Origin of the sequence: Paenibacillus sp. UNC496MF (assembly GCF_900113915.1) — a bacterium.
Taxonomy (GTDB): domain Bacteria; phylum Bacillota; class Bacilli; order Paenibacillales; family Paenibacillaceae; genus Paenibacillus_Z; species Paenibacillus_Z artemisiicola.
Genome location: NZ_FORE01000023.1, coordinates 1 through 15,436 on the forward strand (window position 1 = coordinate 1; position 15,436 = coordinate 15,436).

Genomic DNA, 15,436 nt, shown 5'->3' on the forward strand with positions numbered 1-15,436 from the left:
TGTTCAAACCTTTTGACAGGTCGCTCATTGTTCAGTTTTCAAGGAACAAATGTTTCTCGCTCGTTCGCCCATGTCTCAGCGGCGACTTGATTAATATATCATAGACATACATAATCATGCAACCCTTTTTTCAAACTTTTTTAATTGGTTAACAGCTCATCGGGAAACAAAAAGAACGCAGGGTGCGCCCCTGCGTTCCGTCGTTCTTATTATTCGCCCGCGCGCTCCCGCATGAGCGGGAACAGCAGCACGTCCCGGATCGACGGCGCGTCGGTCAGCAGCATGACCAGCCGGTCGATGCCGATGCCGAGACCGCCGGTCGGCGGCATCCCGTATTCCAGGGCGCGGATGAAATCTTCGTCCATCTCGTGCGCTTCGTCGTTGCCTTGTTCCTTCTCCAACAGCTGCGCTTCGAAACGCTGGCGCTGGTCGATCGGATCGTTCAGCTCCGTGAACGCATTCGCATGCTCCCGCGCCACGATGAACAGCTCGAACCGGTCGGTGAACCGAGGGTCCGCGTCGTTCTTCTTCGCCAGCGGCGAAATGGCGACCGGATGACCCGTGACGAACGTCGGCTGAATGAGCGTGTGTTCCACGAACTCCTCGAAGAAGGCATTGAGAATATGGCCGAACGTCCAGTGCGGCTCTACTTTGACATGATGGGCTTTGGCATGCGCATGCGCTTCTTCATCGGTCATCGGCTGGCTGAAATCGATGCCTTTCGCTTCCTTGACCAGATCCACCATGGAGACGCGGCGCCACGGCGGCGACAAGTCGACCTCCTGGCCTTGGTACATGATCTTGGTCGTGCCCAGCACTTCCTGCGCGATATGCGCGATCAGCGACTCCGTAAGCGCCATGATATCCTTGTAGTCGGCATAAGCTTCATACAGCTCGATCATCGTGAATTCCGGATTGTGGCGCGTCGAAATGCCTTCGTTCCGGTACACGCGGCCGATCTCGTATACTTTCTCCATGCCGCCGACGATGAGGCGCTTCAAGTGCAGTTCGATCGCGATCCGCATGTACAGCTGCATGTCGAGCGCGTTATGGTGCGTGATGAACGGGCGAGCGGCCGCGCCGCCGGCGATCGCGTGAAGCGTCGGCGTCTCGACTTCCAGATAACCGAGCGAATCCAAATACCGGCGCATCGACTGGATGATGCGGGAACGGGAAATAAACGTTTGCTGCACTTCGGGATTCGTAATCAGATCCACGTAACGCTGGCGGTACCGCAGCTCGACGTCCTTCAAGCCATGAAACTTGTCCGGCAGCGGAAGCAGCGATTTGGACAGCACTTCGATTTCTTTTGCCTTGACGGACGTCTCGCCCGTGTTCGTCTTGAACACGGTGCCGCGAACGCCGATGATGTCGCCGATGTCGAGCATGTCGAACGCTTGGTATTGCGACTCCGACACGGAGTCCTTGCGGACGTAGATTTGGATTTTGCCGCTCAAGTCCTGAATATGCGCAAAGCTGGCTTTGCCCATGGCGCGCTTCTGCATGATCCGTCCCGCGATCGCCACGTCGGCGCCTTGCGCTTCAAGCTCGTCCTTGCCCACTTCGTCATAGGCCGCCAGAATTTGCCGGGCCTGATGGGACCGCTCGAACTTCCCGCCGAACGGGTCGATTCCGAGGTTCCGCAGGTCGTCGAGCTTCTCTCTTCTGATTCGCAGCAGTTCGCTTAACTCTTGTTCATTCGTACCGTTTCCTTGCTCCAACGCGATTCATCTCCTTCTGATTCCGCCCGCCGGCCGGTTTTTCGCCGCCGCGACGGGTTACGCCTAATCCTTACTCTACAGCAAAAATGGTCCTCTATGTTGAAAAAAGCTTCCACAAGGAAGCTTTTTCGAAAGGCATGCCTGTTTATTTCTTTATATCGACGATTTTATATTGAATAATGCCGGCAGGCACGCTGACTTCCACGATGGTTCCTTTGGTTTTGCCGAGAATCGCTTTGCCGACCGGACTTTCGTTCGAAATTTTATTGTGAAGCGGATCGGATTCCGCCGTGCCGACGATCGTATATTCCATCGTGTCGCCGAACTCCAGATCTTCTACCGTGACGATCGAGCCGATGCTCACCGTATCGATATCGATTTCATCGTTATTGATAATACGGGCGTTGCGCAGCATTTTCTCCAGGGTAATGATTCGCCCTTCGATAAAAGCCTGTTCGTTCTTCGCGTCTTCGTATTCCGAGTTCTCGCTGATGTCGCCGTACCCGATCGCCACTTTGATCCGTTCCGCCACTTCCCGCCGTTTGACGGATTTCAGGTTTTCAAGTTCGTCCTCAAGCTTGGTTAGACCGTCTTGTGTAAGAATAATCTCTTTATCGCTCATGGTACCATTTCTCCTGTCGTGTGGCATTTATTCATACGGAGTATGAATTCACTGTTACTTACTATATTACGCTCCATGCCCGTGATGACACCGCGCGGAAATCGGTCGACGTTCCAAAACCCTTGGCGACGGTTTGTTATTGGAAGATTATATTTCATGTTCAACTATATGTCAACGAAAGGGAAATCGAAATGTAATCGCTTAACTTGGCGAAGCGCAAAGGCGCCGCGGGGGCTCCTTTGCGCTCTGTTCAGTGGTAGGCGACCGCGTCTCGGTTCGATGCGACCGAAGCCACGGGAGCTTCGCTCTTCTCGCCCAAGGCTTCGACAAAATCGCCCAAAATCCGTACCATTTTATCGCGGGAGGTCTCTTCCATGATGACGTCCTTCACGCGCGCCGCTCCCGGAATGCCCTTCAGGTACCAGGCCAGGTGCTTGCGCATCTCGCGAACCGCCGTCGATTCGCCCTTCAGGTTCACGAGGCGGTCCATGTGCAGGATCGCGACGTCCATCTTCTCCCGCGGCGTCGGATCGCCGAGCAGCTCGCCCGTCGTCAAATAATGCACGGTCCGGTACAGCATCCATGGGTTGCCGAGGGCTCCGCGGCCGATCATGACGCCGTCGCAGCCGGTATGGTCGAGGATCTTCTGCGCGTCTTCGGGCGTGAACACGTCGCCGTTGCCAATGACCGGAATGGAGACCGCCTGCTTAACATCCCTTATAATATCCCAATTCGCGGTACCGGTATACAATTGCTCCCGCGTGCGGCCGTGGACGCTGACCGCCTGGCCTCCCGCGCGCTCGACGGCTCGGGCGTTCTCGACCGCGTAGACGTGCTCGCTGTCCCAGCCGATGCGCATTTTGACGGTAACGGGTTTCTCGACGGCATCGACGACGGCCGATACCATCTCGTAGATCTTGTTCGGGTCGAGCAGCCAGCGGGCGCCCGCGTCGCATTTGGTCACTTTCGGCACGGGGCAGCCCATGTTGATGTCGATGATATCCGCGTTCGTCTGCTTGTCGACGATTTTCGCCGCTTCCACCAGCGATTCGCGATCGCCGCCGAAGATCTGCAGGCTGAGCGGCTTCTCGCGCTCGTCGACGAACAGCATTTCCATCGTGCGCTTGTTGCCGTGCAAAATCGCCTTGTCGCTGACCATTTCGGCGCAGACGAGGCCGGTGCCGAACTCTTTGGCGATCAGTCGAAAAGCCGGGTTGCACACACCTGCCATCGGCGCCAGCACGACATTGTTTTTCATCTCGATGTTTCCGATTTTGAGCATGGACATCCAGTCTCCCTTCTGACTCGCAGAGGTAATATAGCGGGAATGCAAAAACCAGTATTCTTATGAAGCCTTCGTTACGATTGCGATTCGGTGGTCAAATCGGCGTAGCTGACGCCGAGCGCCTCCGAAATCCGTTCCAGCAGCTTGGGGTCCGGCTTGCGCGTTCCCCGCTCCAACGAGCCGAGCACGGCGACGGAAACGTCCAGCTTCGCGGCCAGCTCCTGCTGCGTGTATCCTTTCAGTTTTCGGAATGCGCGGACGCGCCCTGCCAAGTGATCGTTTTCCATAGCGCGATTCCTTCCCCTCTGTCCTGTAAGGCCCGCTGCGCGATATCCGCTGCCCGGCCGCGCAGCGGATGCCCGCTCTCCAGCACGTCGGCAAGCGGCACGAGCACGAAGGCCCGCTCCATCATCCGCGGATGGGGCAGCGTCAGCTCTTCGTCGTCCAGCGCCGTCTCTTCGTACAGCAGCAAATCCAGGTCGATCGTGCGCGGCCCCCAGCGGATGTCCCGCGTCCGTCCGAGCTGCTTCTCCATGCCGAGCATGGCGCGCAGCAGCTCATGCGGCCCGAGCGTCGTGCCCAGGGCGGCGGCCATATTCAGAAATGCCGGCTGGTCGGTGTAGCCGACCGGTTCGGTCTCGTATACGGCCGAAACCCGGAGCACCTCGATGCCCGGATGCCCGCCCAGCAAGTTCAGCGCGTCGCGAAGCAGACGAACCCGGTCTCCGACATTGGAGCCGAGCGCGATATAAGCCGTATGAAACGCATGACTCCGCGGGCTTGGCCGCAAGTCATCTCCCGGCGGGTTGTTGTCTTCCATGGTCATCCCGCTTTCTGCAAAGTTCCACCGTCACGCCGTCGAAATAAATCTCGAACGGCGGATGCGGCTTCGTTACCGCAACCGTCACTTCATTTACACTAGTATAAGCGTCGAGCACGGCCGATGCAATGTGACCGGCTAAAGCTTCGATCAGTTTGAACGGCGGGCCTTCGACGATCGTCTTCACGAACGCGTGGACCTCGGCGTAATTGATGGTCGCCTCCAAGTCGTCGGTCGCCGCCGCCTCCGACAGGTCGAGCCGCAAGGTCAAATCGACGAAAAACTGCTGCCCCAGCTTGTTCTCCTCCGGGAACACGCCGTGGTACCCGAAAAAGCGCATTCCCCGGAGCGTCATCGTATCCATAGCCATCCTCCGATTCCCCTTTCCTTCGTTGGGCTTGCATGTACGCGGCGATCTTGCCGCCGGTTCTTCGCCGCTAACGCGGGTAGACGATCGCGTCGGTCATCGCCGCCGCTTCGCGGTTGGCGCGCACGTCGTGGATGCGGACGATCTGGCAGCCCTGGGCGATGCCGAGCACCGTCGTGGCCGCCGTGCCGTAGGCGACTTCGTCCGTCGCGAGACCAAGCGTCTCGCGAATGAACTTCTTGCGGGACGTGCCGAGCAGAACGGGATACCCTTCCGCGGTCAGCCGGTGCAGCTCGTTCATGAGCGCCAGGTTGTCGTCGTGCGTCTTGGCGAAGCCGATCCCGGGATCAAGCCAAACGTCGGCATCCGATACGCCGGCCGCCCGCGCGAGCGCGATGCTGCCGCGCAAGTCCGAGATGACGTCCGCCGCCAAATCGCGGTAGTCCCGGTCGTGCCGATTGTGACTGATGATGACCGGGCAGCGGCAGGCCGCCGCGACCGCCGCCATTCGGGGATCGCCCTTCAGCCCCCAGATATCGTTGATGATGTGCGCGCCCGCTTCGAGCGCCTGCTTGGCCGTCTCGGCCTTGTACGTGTCGATGGACAGCGGCATCTCCGGCAGCGCCTCCCGGATGGCCCGAATGATCGGCACCACGCGGCGGAGCTCTTCCTCGAGCGGAACCGCCGCGAAGCCGGGCCGCGTCGACTCTCCGCCGATGTCGAGGATGTCCGCGCCTTCCTCCGCCAGCTGCCGCGCGTGGGCGACCGCCGCTTCGACGGTATTGTAGCGTCCCCCGTCGGAGAAGGAATCCGGCGTCGCGTTCAGGATGCCCATGATCAGCGTGCGTTTGCCGAGCTCCAGGTTCACGCCGCCCGGAAACGAGTACGTCCGCCGGAACGGCCATTCCGGATGCAGCGGATAAGGTTTCGTCATTGCTTCGTATCCTCCCGATAGAGCGCCAGCAGGCGGCTCGCGATCGGCCCCGCTTGTCCGCCGCCCATCGCGCGTGTCCGGCCTTCGCGGTCCCGAAGCGTCGTAACCGGCACCAGCTCCTGCACGGAATTGGTCACCCATGCCTCGTCGGCGCTAACCAGCTCGTCCCAGCCGTACAAGCCTTCCTCGACCGCGATGCCTTCGCGGGCGGCGAGCTCGATGACCCGCCGCCTCGTCACGCCGGGCAAGATGCCCGTCTCGATCGCCGGCGTATGAATGCGGCCCTCGCGCGCAAAGAACAAATTGCTCGCGATGCCTTCGGCCAACCGCCCCTCGCGCGTCAGCATGAGGCCTTCCGCGCCGGGCGACGCCCCTATTGCCGTTAATTCCCGCTTGGCGACGATATTATTCATGTAATGCAGCGATTTCAGCCGAACTTTCCCTTCCGGCGTGTTGCGCGGCGTGGCCAGCAGCGCCAGCTCGCGTCCATGCTTATATACCTCCGGGGAAGCCGAAGGAAGCGGTTTGACCAGCAGCAGCGCGTTCGGCGCTTCGTAATCGCCGGCCGGCAGCCCGAGCACGCCTTCTCCGGCGCTCACCGTCAATCTCACGTACGCCTCGCCCAGCCCGTTGGCCGCCAGGAGCTCCCGCAGCCAGCTCCGCACGCCTCCGGCATCCGGCTCGTACCGAATGCCGAGCGACCGGCAGCCCTCGGCCAGACGGGCCAAGTGCCGCTCCAACAAATACGGCCGTCCCCCGTACGTGCGGAAGGTTTCGAACAGGCCCATCCCATACAAAAAACCGTGATCGTAGACCGAGATCACGGCTTCCTCCTGGCGCTTGATGCCGCCATTCCATCCGACGTTCATCGCGCCGCGCCCGCGCGCATGCCGAGAAAATTGCGCAGCAGCGTGAGCCCGTGCTCGGTAATGATCGATTCCGGGTGGAACTGCACGCCTTCAATCGGGTATTCCTTATGGCGAAGGCCCATGATCTCCCCTTCTTCCGTCTCGGCGCTGATCTCGAGGCAATCCGGCAGCGTCTCGCGCTTGACGATCAGCGAGTGGTACCGGGTCGCCGTGTACGGCGAAGGAATCCCGGCAAAGACGGTCCGGCCGTCATGGAAGATCGGCGACGTTTTGCCGTGCATCAGCTTATCCGCGCGCACGACGTCGCCGCCGAACGCTTGTCCGATCGCCTGATGGCCGAGGCAGACGCCGAAAATCGGGACCTCGCCCTTGAACCGGTCGATGAGCGCGAGACTGATGCCCGCCTCGTCGGGGCTGCACGGCCCCGGCGAAATGAGAATGTGGTCCGGCTTGAGCGCGGCGATGCCGTCCAGGTCGATCTCGTCATTGCGCTTCACGACGATGTCCTCGCCTAGCTCGCCTAAATATTGCACCAAGTTGTACGTAAACGAATCATAGTTATCGATGACCAATATCATGCGCGTTTCCCCCTTCGGATGCGTGGTTCCGGCCGCCGTCGCTCGATGCTCCGATCGGCGCCGCTCGCCGCTCGCTGTATTGAATCGCTTTCCACAGCGCTTTCGCCTTGTTCATGGACTCGAAATGCTCGCGTTCCGGCAAGGAATCGATGACGATGCCGGCGCCGGCTTGCACATGGACGACATCGTCCTTCACGACCATCGTACGTATAATAATATTAAATTCCATATCCCCGTTGTAGTCAATCCATCCCATGGAGCCGGTGTACGGCCCGCGCCGCGTCGGTTCCAGCTCCTCGATGATCTCCATCGTGCGAATCTTCGGCGCTCCGGTAATCGTGCCGCCCGGGAACGTCGCGGCGATGACGTCGTACGCGTCCTTGCCTTCCGCGAGCATGCCTTCCACCTGGGAGACCAAATGCATGACGTGGCTGTAGTACTCGATGACCATCAGCTCCTCGACCTTGACGGAGCCGTAGGCGGAAATGCGGCCAAGGTCGTTGCGTTCCAGATCGACGAGCATGATATGCTCGGCCCGTTCCTTCTCCGTGCCCAGCAGCTCCTCCGCCATCCGCCGGTCTTCTTCCGCGGTTCGCCCGCGGCGCCGCGTTCCCGCGATCGGCCGGGTCGCCAGCTTCCCGTCCGCCAGCTCCACGAGCAGCTCCGGCGAGGCGGAGACAAGCTGAAAGTCGGGCGCGCCCAGGTAGCCCATATACGGCGACGGATTGACGAGGCGCAGCCATTCGTACAGCTCGCGGGGATCGCCCCGGAACGCCCGGTCCTGCCGCCGGGACAGATTCACCTGGAACACGTCGCCGGCCGCGATATACGCTTGAATGCGCGCGACGGCCGCTTCATACGCCTCCTTGCCGAAAGGCGACGCGATGCCGTCCGCCGACTCCGCCTCGACGATCGCGGCCTCGTCCGCCATGAAGCGCAGCCGCTCATCTCGGAGCTTCTCCGCTTGGACCGCCGCCCGCCCTTCGGCGAATGACGTCCACCGCGCCATCATCCGTTCCGCCCGGGCGCAAGCCTGCGCGTACAGCGCCTCCAGCTCCGCCGGCGCGGCGTCGGCAGGCAGCTCGGTATGAACCGCGGCATATAGGCGCATCGCCGCATGATCGAGAATCCACAGCTCGTCCATCCGCATGAACAAATAGTCCGGCAGCCCGAGATCGTCCTCGGCCAGCTCCGGGATTCGCTCGATGGTCCGGATGACGTCGTAGCTCCAGTAGCCCGCGCAGCCGCCCGTCCACTTCGGGGCGCCCGGCACGCGGGGCGCCCGCCGCCCGCCCATCCAGCTGCGGACCGCTTCCAGCGGCTTTTCCTCGTATACGGTGACCTTCCCGGTCGAGGCGTCCACCGCTTCGCCGCGCACTAAGTCGCCGCGGATGACGGAAGCCGGTGCCAAGCCCAAATACGTGTACCGGCCGGTCTTGCCGCTCTCCAGCACGAACGCATGCGGCGCGCCCTCCCGCCAGGCGGCCTCCCATGAAGCCGGCCGGCCGGCCTCCGCTCCGCCCAGGGGGCGCCGCACCACGAGCGGCAGCGACGTATAGCCCTGCGCCTGCCAGGTCAGCCAATCGTTCAAGGCAGTCCGTTCCACGTCCAAAGCCCTCCGCTTCTTTGCCGTTCATCGTCTCACGAGCCTCAGGCTCTCGGTTGGAAGCTAGTATACCGAAATTGAACCGAAAAGGGAAGGGCGACGCTTGTGTCAAAGCGAGGTGCGGCGGCGCCGTGCGCCGTGGTGCGGTGTCACGGGGGCGCGGAGTTGGCGAGTCACGGAGAGTACGGAGTCTAAGCGGCACAGAAACGCGCCGGTTCTCGGCAGGACGGGCCGGCATGCCTAACCGGATGCAAAAAGAGGACCCCTTCGCCAGGGTCCTCTCCTCGTATGGTTGGCCGAGCGGCCGGAATTAGTTCTCGAAGTTGAACAGAGGCGTGGACAGGTAACGCTCGCCGTTGGACGGAACGACCGCCACGACGCGCTTGCCTTTGCCGAGCTCCTTCGCCACTTTCAACGCCGCGAAGATGGCTGCGCCGGAGGAAATGCCGCACAGGATGCCTTCTTCCTTCGCCGCGCGACGCGCCGTTTCGAACGCTTCGTCGTTCTCGATCGTGATGACTTGGTCGTAGATTTCGCGGTTCAGAATCTCAGGGATGAAGTTCGCGCCGATCCCTTGGATCTTGTGGCCGCCCGGGCTACCGCCGGAGAGCAGCGGAGACGCCGCCGGTTCGACCGCCACGACTTTGATGCCCGGAAAATGCTGCTTCAGCACTTCGCCGGCGCCGGAGATCGTGCCGCCCGTGCCGATGCCCGCCACGAACGCGTCCAGCTTGCCGTCCAGCGAGTTGATCGCTTCGACGATTTCCGGACCGGTCGTTTCGCGGTGGATTTTCACGTTCGCTTGGTTCTTGAATTGCTCCGGAATAAAGTAGGAGGGATTCTCGGCCCGCAGCTCTTCCGCGCGGCGGACGGCGCCGTTCATGCCCTCGGCCCCCGGCGTCAGCACGAGCTCCGCGCCGTAAGCGCGAAGCAGGTTGCGGCGCTCGATGCTCATCGTTTCCGGCATGACGAGAATCGCCTTGTAGCCCTTCGCCGCGGCGACCATGGCCAGCCCGATCCCGGTGTTGCCGCTCGTCGCTTCCACGATCGTGTCGCCCGGCTTGATGCGTCCTTCTTGCTCGGCCGCTTCGATCATGCTGATGGCGATCCGGTCCTTCACGCTCGCGCCCGGATTCTGGTATTCCAACTTGACGTAGATTTCGGCGCTGTCTTCGGGCACCAGACGATTCAAGCGGACAAGCGGCGTATCCCCGATCAATTCCGTAACGCTCTGTACAATCCTAGCCATGCAAGTTGCTCCTCCTTATTCCGACTAAATCAGTAGGTTTTACTTACATCTTATCAATCGGTGCCAGCTCTTGTCAATAGCGAGTTTCGTCGAATAGGCGCCTTGTCCCGGTGCCTATGGCAGGACCGCCGCATGGTATTTGGCGAGCAAGCCGTCCTCGATCGCCTGCTGGCCGTTCAGCTTGGCCATCGCGATTTCTATGCGCGCTTGATCGCGGCTCTTCCGCGGGTCCATCTGCGCGTCCGTCTGCTTCTCCGTGAGGCGCACGACGGCGTAGCCCTCCCGGACCTTAACCGGACCCGTCGTTTCCCCGACGCTCAGTTCTTTCGCCTCGGCAAGCATAGCCGGATCGGCGAGCGGATCGTCCGCGTCGATGTAGCCGAGGTCGCCGCCGTCCTGCGCCGTGTCGGCGTCGACGGAGTAGGTTTTAGCCATCAGCTCGAAATCTTCGCCGTCCTCCAGCCGCTGAATCACGCCATCGGCGTCCTTCTCCGTCTTGGACAAAATCCACGCGATCCGAAGCTGCGTGTGCGGCGCGAACTCCTGCGGATTGTCCGCGATGTACGCCTCGACCTCGTCGTCGCCGACGTCCGCGGTCCGCACCGCGATCTTCTCCAGCAGCAGCCGGTATCTCGCGTCCTCCCGGATCTCGTCCGGCGAGAGGCCGAGCTGCTCTTTCATCGCGTCGTAATACGCCTCCGGACCGTCGTACCCCGTCATCATCCTCGCCAGCTCGTCGTCCACTTCCCCGTCCGTCACGTTCAGCCCGTATGCCTTCGCTTCCAAACGGGTGGCCGCTTGGACCATGAGCGTCCGCAATACGGCGTCGCCGTATTGGGTGCGCAAGCGGCCGTTCAGTTCCTTCTCCGTAATCTGCTCGTCGCCGACCCTGGCTACGACCGGATCGGGCTCGATCGCGGGCGCGTCCTTGTGTCCTTGCGCACCGCCGGGCGGCACCTGCGGCTCGCTCTTCGGCGGAAGCAGCACGCGATAGACGACGAGCAGCGCCATCACTATCAAACATAAGGCTTGCAGCAGCACGATTACCTGCAGCACCCGGTCCTTCTTCATGATCGCTCGGCCTCCGATTTATTGCATCGGTTTCGGCTTCGCCTGTTCGAGCAGCATCTCCAGCTGCGGGCGGTCAAACACATACTTCTCGTTGCAGAAATGGCACTCGACTTCAGCTTGTCCGTTTTCTTCAATAATCTGTCTGAGTTCATGCTCGCCCAGGCTGATCAGCGTGCGCTCGACGCGCTCCTTGGAGCATTGGCATTTGAACGCGACGCCCAATTCGTCCATCAGCTGCACGTCTTTGCCTACAACCCAGCGCAGCAATCCCTCCGGCGTCTCGCCCTGTTCCATCAAAGCGGAAATCGCCGGCAAGCCGGCCAGCGCCGCCTCCAGCTTCGCGACTTCGTCCTCCGGCATGCCCGGCAGCACCTGCACGATGAAGCCGCCTGCCGAAATGACGCCGCCGTACTCGTCGACCAGCACGCTCAGCCCGACGACGGACGGCGTCTGTTCGGACGTCGCGAAATAATACGTGAAATCCTCCGCGAGCTCGCCCGACACGATCGGCGTGCTGCCGCGGTACGGCTCCTTCAGCCCGAGATCCTTGATGATGTGGATGTAGCCCGAGCGTCCGACCGCCCCGGCCACGTCCAGCTTGCCGAGCGCGTTGCTCGGCAGCAGGACTTGCCCGTTGTCGACGTAGCCGCGGACTTCGCCGTTCGCGTTGGCGTCCACCACGATTTGCCCGACCGGACCGTCGCCCTTGACCTGAATCGTCAGCTTCTCGCTGCCTTTCAACATCGCTCCCATCATGGCGCCCGCCGTCGCGGTCCGGCCGAGAGCCGCCGTCGCCGTCGGCAGCGTCCGGTGCCGGCTGCGCAGCTCCTCGACGAGCTCCGTCGTCCGCACGGCGAACACGCGCAGCTGGCCGTTCCAGGCGGTGCCCCGCACGAGATAATCGTGCTTCTTGTTCGTTTCTTCTGCCATGATGCGATGGCCTCCTTCGGTGATGCAAATATGTCGAATTCCTGCTGTCGGTGTTGCAGCGGATAAGGGTTAGTCTCGTATCAATCCTGATTCCGTTCGTAAATCATGCGCAAGCCTTCCAAGGTCAGGAGCGGATCGACTTCCTCGATCGTTTCCGACTCCGCCGCGATCAAATCGGCCAACCCGCCCGTGGCGATCACGCGCGGGTTGACGCCGAATTCCTTGCGAATCCGGTTCACGATGCCGTCGACCTGCCCGGCGTAACCGAAAATAATGCCCGCCTGCATGGACGTGACGGGGTTGCGCCCGATGACGCTCTTCGGCCGCATCAGCTCGATGCGCGGGAGCTTCGCGGCGCGCTGGTACAGCGCTTCCGTCGAAATGCCGATGCCCGGCACGATGGCGCCGCCCAAGTAGTTGCTGTCGGCGTCGATGTAGTCGAAGGTCGTCGCCGTGCCGAAATCGACGACGATAAGCGGCGTCCCGTACTTCTCGATGCCCGCCACGGAATTGACGATCCGGTCCGCGCCGACCTCGCGCGGATTCTCGTACCGGATGTTCAGCCCCGTCTTGATGCCCGGGCCGACGACCAGGGGCGGCTTGCGCAGGTATTTCTGGCTCAACTGCTCCAGCGTCCGCATCAGCGGCGGCACGACGGAGGATATGATGACGCCTTGAATCTGGTCCAGCTTCACGTTCGCGATCTGGAACAGGTTGTGGATCATGATGCCGTATTCGTCCACGGTCGCCGAGCGGTTCGTGCTGAGACGCCAGTGGTACAGCAGCTTCCGGCCTTCGTAGATGCCGAGCACGATGTTCGTGTTGCCTACGTCCACGACGACGATCATGCGGAAGCGCCTCCCTTCTTGCCGTGCAGGTCGAGGCTGATGTCGAGCGACTGGAACGAATACGTCAGGCCGCCCACCGAGATGACGTCCACGCCGCATTCCGCGATCGCGCGCACCGTGTCCAACCGGACGTTGCCCGACGCTTCGACGATGACGTGCGGCGCGCGCGCCTTGATGACGCGCACCGCCTCGCGCATGCCGTCCTGCGGCATGTTGTCGAGCATGATGATGTCTGCCCCGCACGCGAGCGCTTCTTCCACCTGCGCGAGCGACTCCGTCTCCACCTCGATCTTCATCGTGTGGGGAATCGCCGCGCGCGCGGCCTTCACCGCGCCGGCGATGCCGCCGGACCCCTTGATATGATTATCCTTGATCATGACGGCATCGTACAAGCCGAAACGGTGATTATGGCCGCCGCCGATCCGGACCGCGTATTTCTCGAGCGTCCGGTGGCCAGGCGTCGTCTTGCGCGTATCCACGAGACGAGCCGCCAATCCCTCGAGCGCGTCCACGAACGCCCGCGTCTTCGTCGCGATGCCGGACATCCGCTGCATCAGGTTCAGCGCCAGCCGCTCGCCGGTCAGAATGCTGTGCGTGCTGCCTTCGACCTCCGCGATGACGTCGCCCTTCGCGACGGCTTCGCCGTCCGCGGCGAGCGGCCGGAACGCGAGCGCCGTGTCCACGACCTCGAACACCAGCCGCGCGACCGGAATGCCGGCAAGCACGCCGGACTCCTTCACGTGGATGATCGCCTTCGATTGGCTTCCCGCGGGAATCGTCGCCCAGCTCGTAATGTCGCCCGTGCCGATATCTTCGGCCAGCCACGCGCGGATCTGCGCGCGCACCGCGTCCGGGCTAATGCCGCCGGCCGATGCCAACGTTGCTTCAAACATATTCGATTCGCTCCTCCGTTAAGCCGTGCTCGCGATGAAGCACGACGTGCTTGCGCCATATCTCGTCGTCGCGGTCCGGGAAATCCTCGCGGCTGTGCGCGCCCCGGCTTTCTTCCCGGGTCAGCGCGGCTTCCGTCGTCAGCAGCGCGCACGTGAGCAGGTTGGCGAACTCGTATTCCTCGCGCTTCGCAATGACGGAGCGAAAAATCGAGCTCAACCGCCCCAATTCCTCGAGCCCCTTGCGTAGCCCGTTCGCGTTGCGCTTCAGGCCCGCGTAGCGCACCATGAGTTTTTGCAGCTTCAACCGCTTCTCGACGACGGCCTGGATCGGGGCTTCGGTACGCGACAGCGATTCCATGCGCACGCGCGGCTCTTCGTTCATGGGAGCCAACAAATGGATGCGCTCGACGATCCGACGGCCGAACACGATCGCTTCGGACAGCGAGTTGCTGGCAAGCCGATTCGCGCCGTGCACGCCCGTCGACGAGCATTCGCCGCAAGCGAATAGACGGGAGATGCTCGTTTCGCCGTTCAAGTCGGTCGAGACGCCGCCCATCATATAATGCGCCGCCGGCGCCACCGGAATCCAGTCCGTGGTTAAATCGAGGCCATAGGTTAAACAGTATTGGTAGATATTCGGGAAACGATGCTTGACCATCTCCGAGGATTCGTGCGTCACGTCCAGGAACACGAACGTTGATTTCGTCTCCTCCATCTCGCTGACGATCGCGCGGGCGACCACGTCGCGGGGCGCAAGCTCCAGCTGCTCGTGGTACTTCGCCATGAAGCGCTCGCCGCGAATGTTGCGCAGGTAGGCGCCTTCGCCGCGGACGGCCTCCGAAATCAGAAAGCGCGGCGCGCCCGGATAGCAGAGCGACGTCGGATGGAATTGGACGAACTCCATGTCCCGAACTTCCGCGCCCGCCCGATAAGCCATGGCGATGCCGTCGCCCGTCGCCACCTCCGGATTCGTCGTATACCGGTACAGCTGCCCGGTGCCGCCGGAGCACAGAACCGTCGCCTTGCCGCGAACGATCAGACGCTGTCCGTCCGGCTTCTGGACGAGCGCGCCCACGCACACGTTGTCGTCGGTGACGAGGTCAATGACAAAATGATCGTCCCACACTTCGATGCGGGGGTTGGCCACCGCTTTCTCCGAAAGTGCACGAACGATCTCATAGCCCGTGGCGTCGCCGTTGGCATGCAAGATGCGCCGCTGGCTGTGCGCGCCTTCTTTGGTCAAGGCGAATTCGCCGTTCTCCACATCAAACTTCGTGCCCATGCCCACCAAATCCTGCACGCCCTTGGTGCCTTCATGCACGAGCACGTCGACCGCTTCCTCGGAGCACAGCCCGGCCCCGGCGAACAAAGTGTCCTGAAGATGATACTCCGGCTTGTCGTCTTCCGAAATGACGGCGGCGATGCCGCCCTGCGCGTAGCGCGTGTTGCTGTCGAGCAGCGACTTCTTCGTGATCATGAGCACGTCGTAGCGCTCGCTGGCCTTGATGGCGGTAAAGAGGCCGGCAATGCCGGCCCCGATCACGATGACGTCTTTATGCAATACCGGCAGCTCTTCGAGCTGCTCGTCTACGAGATAACGTGGAATCATATCGATGCTTTCCCTTCTCTTCGGAAAGTGGGGA

At 61.8% G+C, this 15,436-nt stretch carries 16 protein-coding genes; all 16 read right to left on the reverse strand.

The window, feature by feature from the left end:
* Nucleotides 1-209 precede the first annotated feature (209 nt).
* A complete protein-coding gene (lysS, locus tag BMZ79_RS31800; RefSeq protein WP_090648794.1) occupies nucleotides 210-1,721 on the reverse strand; it encodes a lysine--tRNA ligase in 1,512 nt (503 codons plus the stop codon).
* 145 nt (nucleotides 1,722-1,866) lie between these two features.
* A complete protein-coding gene (gene greA / locus BMZ79_RS31805) occupies nucleotides 1,867-2,343 on the reverse strand; it encodes a transcription elongation factor GreA (protein WP_090648797.1) in 477 nt (158 codons plus the stop codon).
* A 250-nt stretch (nucleotides 2,344-2,593) separates the two neighbouring features.
* Complete coding sequence (gene dusB / locus BMZ79_RS31810) at nucleotides 2,594-3,625, reverse strand: tRNA dihydrouridine synthase DusB (RefSeq protein WP_090648962.1); 1,032 nt, start codon at nucleotides 3,623-3,625, stop codon at nucleotides 2,594-2,596.
* Nucleotides 3,626-3,702: 77 nt separating this feature from the next.
* Nucleotides 3,703-3,915 carry a helix-turn-helix domain-containing protein gene (locus BMZ79_RS31815; protein WP_090648799.1) on the reverse strand — a complete coding sequence of 71 codons (213 nt, stop codon included), beginning with the start codon at nucleotides 3,913-3,915 and terminating at the stop codon, nucleotides 3,703-3,705.
* Nucleotides 3,867-4,448, reverse strand: coding sequence for a 2-amino-4-hydroxy-6-hydroxymethyldihydropteridine diphosphokinase (gene folK, locus BMZ79_RS31820; protein ID WP_090648802.1), 582 nt, complete (start codon nucleotides 4,446-4,448; stop codon nucleotides 3,867-3,869). Before folK ends, BMZ79_RS31815 begins: the two co-directional genes overlap by 49 nt.
* Nucleotides 4,420-4,812: a dihydroneopterin aldolase gene (gene folB, locus BMZ79_RS31825; protein WP_090648805.1), complete on the reverse strand. Its 393-nt coding sequence runs from the start codon at nucleotides 4,810-4,812 to the stop codon at nucleotides 4,420-4,422. Before folB ends, folK begins: the two co-directional genes overlap by 29 nt.
* 73 nt (nucleotides 4,813-4,885) lie before the next feature.
* The gene (gene folP / locus BMZ79_RS31830; protein WP_090648808.1) at nucleotides 4,886-5,749 is read right to left on the reverse strand and encodes a dihydropteroate synthase; all 864 of its coding nucleotides are present in this window, start codon (nucleotides 5,747-5,749) and stop codon (nucleotides 4,886-4,888) included.
* A complete protein-coding gene (locus tag BMZ79_RS31835; RefSeq protein WP_090648810.1) occupies nucleotides 5,746-6,618 on the reverse strand; it encodes an aminotransferase class IV in 873 nt (290 codons plus the stop codon). Before BMZ79_RS31835 ends, folP begins: the two co-directional genes overlap by 4 nt.
* A complete protein-coding gene (pabA, locus tag BMZ79_RS31840; RefSeq protein ID WP_090648813.1) occupies nucleotides 6,615-7,196 on the reverse strand; it encodes an aminodeoxychorismate/anthranilate synthase component II in 582 nt (193 codons plus the stop codon). The genes BMZ79_RS31835 and pabA overlap by 4 nt, the downstream gene beginning before the upstream one ends.
* On the reverse strand, nucleotides 7,177-8,802 hold the full coding sequence (locus BMZ79_RS31845) for an anthranilate synthase component I family protein (protein WP_090648964.1): 1,626 nt from the start codon (nucleotides 8,800-8,802) through the stop codon (nucleotides 7,177-7,179). The genes pabA and BMZ79_RS31845 overlap by 20 nt, the downstream gene beginning before the upstream one ends.
* A 310-nt stretch (nucleotides 8,803-9,112) precedes the next feature.
* On the reverse strand, nucleotides 9,113-10,051 hold the full coding sequence (cysK, locus tag BMZ79_RS31850) for a cysteine synthase A (protein WP_090648815.1): 939 nt from the start codon (nucleotides 10,049-10,051) through the stop codon (nucleotides 9,113-9,115).
* Nucleotides 10,052-10,165: 114 nt separating this feature from the next.
* Entirely contained in the window at nucleotides 10,166-11,122 is a 957-nt protein-coding gene (locus BMZ79_RS31855) for a peptidylprolyl isomerase (RefSeq protein ID WP_090648818.1), read from the reverse strand.
* A gap of 18 nt (nucleotides 11,123-11,140) precedes the next feature.
* Complete coding sequence (hslO, locus tag BMZ79_RS31860) at nucleotides 11,141-12,052, reverse strand: Hsp33 family molecular chaperone HslO (protein ID WP_090648820.1); 912 nt, start codon at nucleotides 12,050-12,052, stop codon at nucleotides 11,141-11,143.
* Nucleotides 12,053-12,132: 80 nt separating this feature from the next.
* Nucleotides 12,133-12,900 carry a type III pantothenate kinase gene (locus BMZ79_RS31865; protein ID WP_090648823.1) on the reverse strand — a complete coding sequence of 256 codons (768 nt, stop codon included), beginning with the start codon at nucleotides 12,898-12,900 and terminating at the stop codon, nucleotides 12,133-12,135.
* Nucleotides 12,897-13,793, reverse strand: coding sequence for a carboxylating nicotinate-nucleotide diphosphorylase (nadC, locus tag BMZ79_RS31870; protein ID WP_090648825.1), 897 nt, complete (start codon nucleotides 13,791-13,793; stop codon nucleotides 12,897-12,899). The genes BMZ79_RS31865 and nadC overlap by 4 nt, the downstream gene beginning before the upstream one ends.
* Nucleotides 13,786-15,402 (reverse strand): L-aspartate oxidase, encoded by a 1,617-nt coding sequence (gene nadB / locus BMZ79_RS31875; protein ID WP_090648828.1) that lies wholly within the window; start codon nucleotides 15,400-15,402, stop codon nucleotides 13,786-13,788. The genes nadC and nadB overlap by 8 nt, the downstream gene beginning before the upstream one ends.
* Between the last annotated feature and the right edge of the window lie 34 nt (nucleotides 15,403-15,436).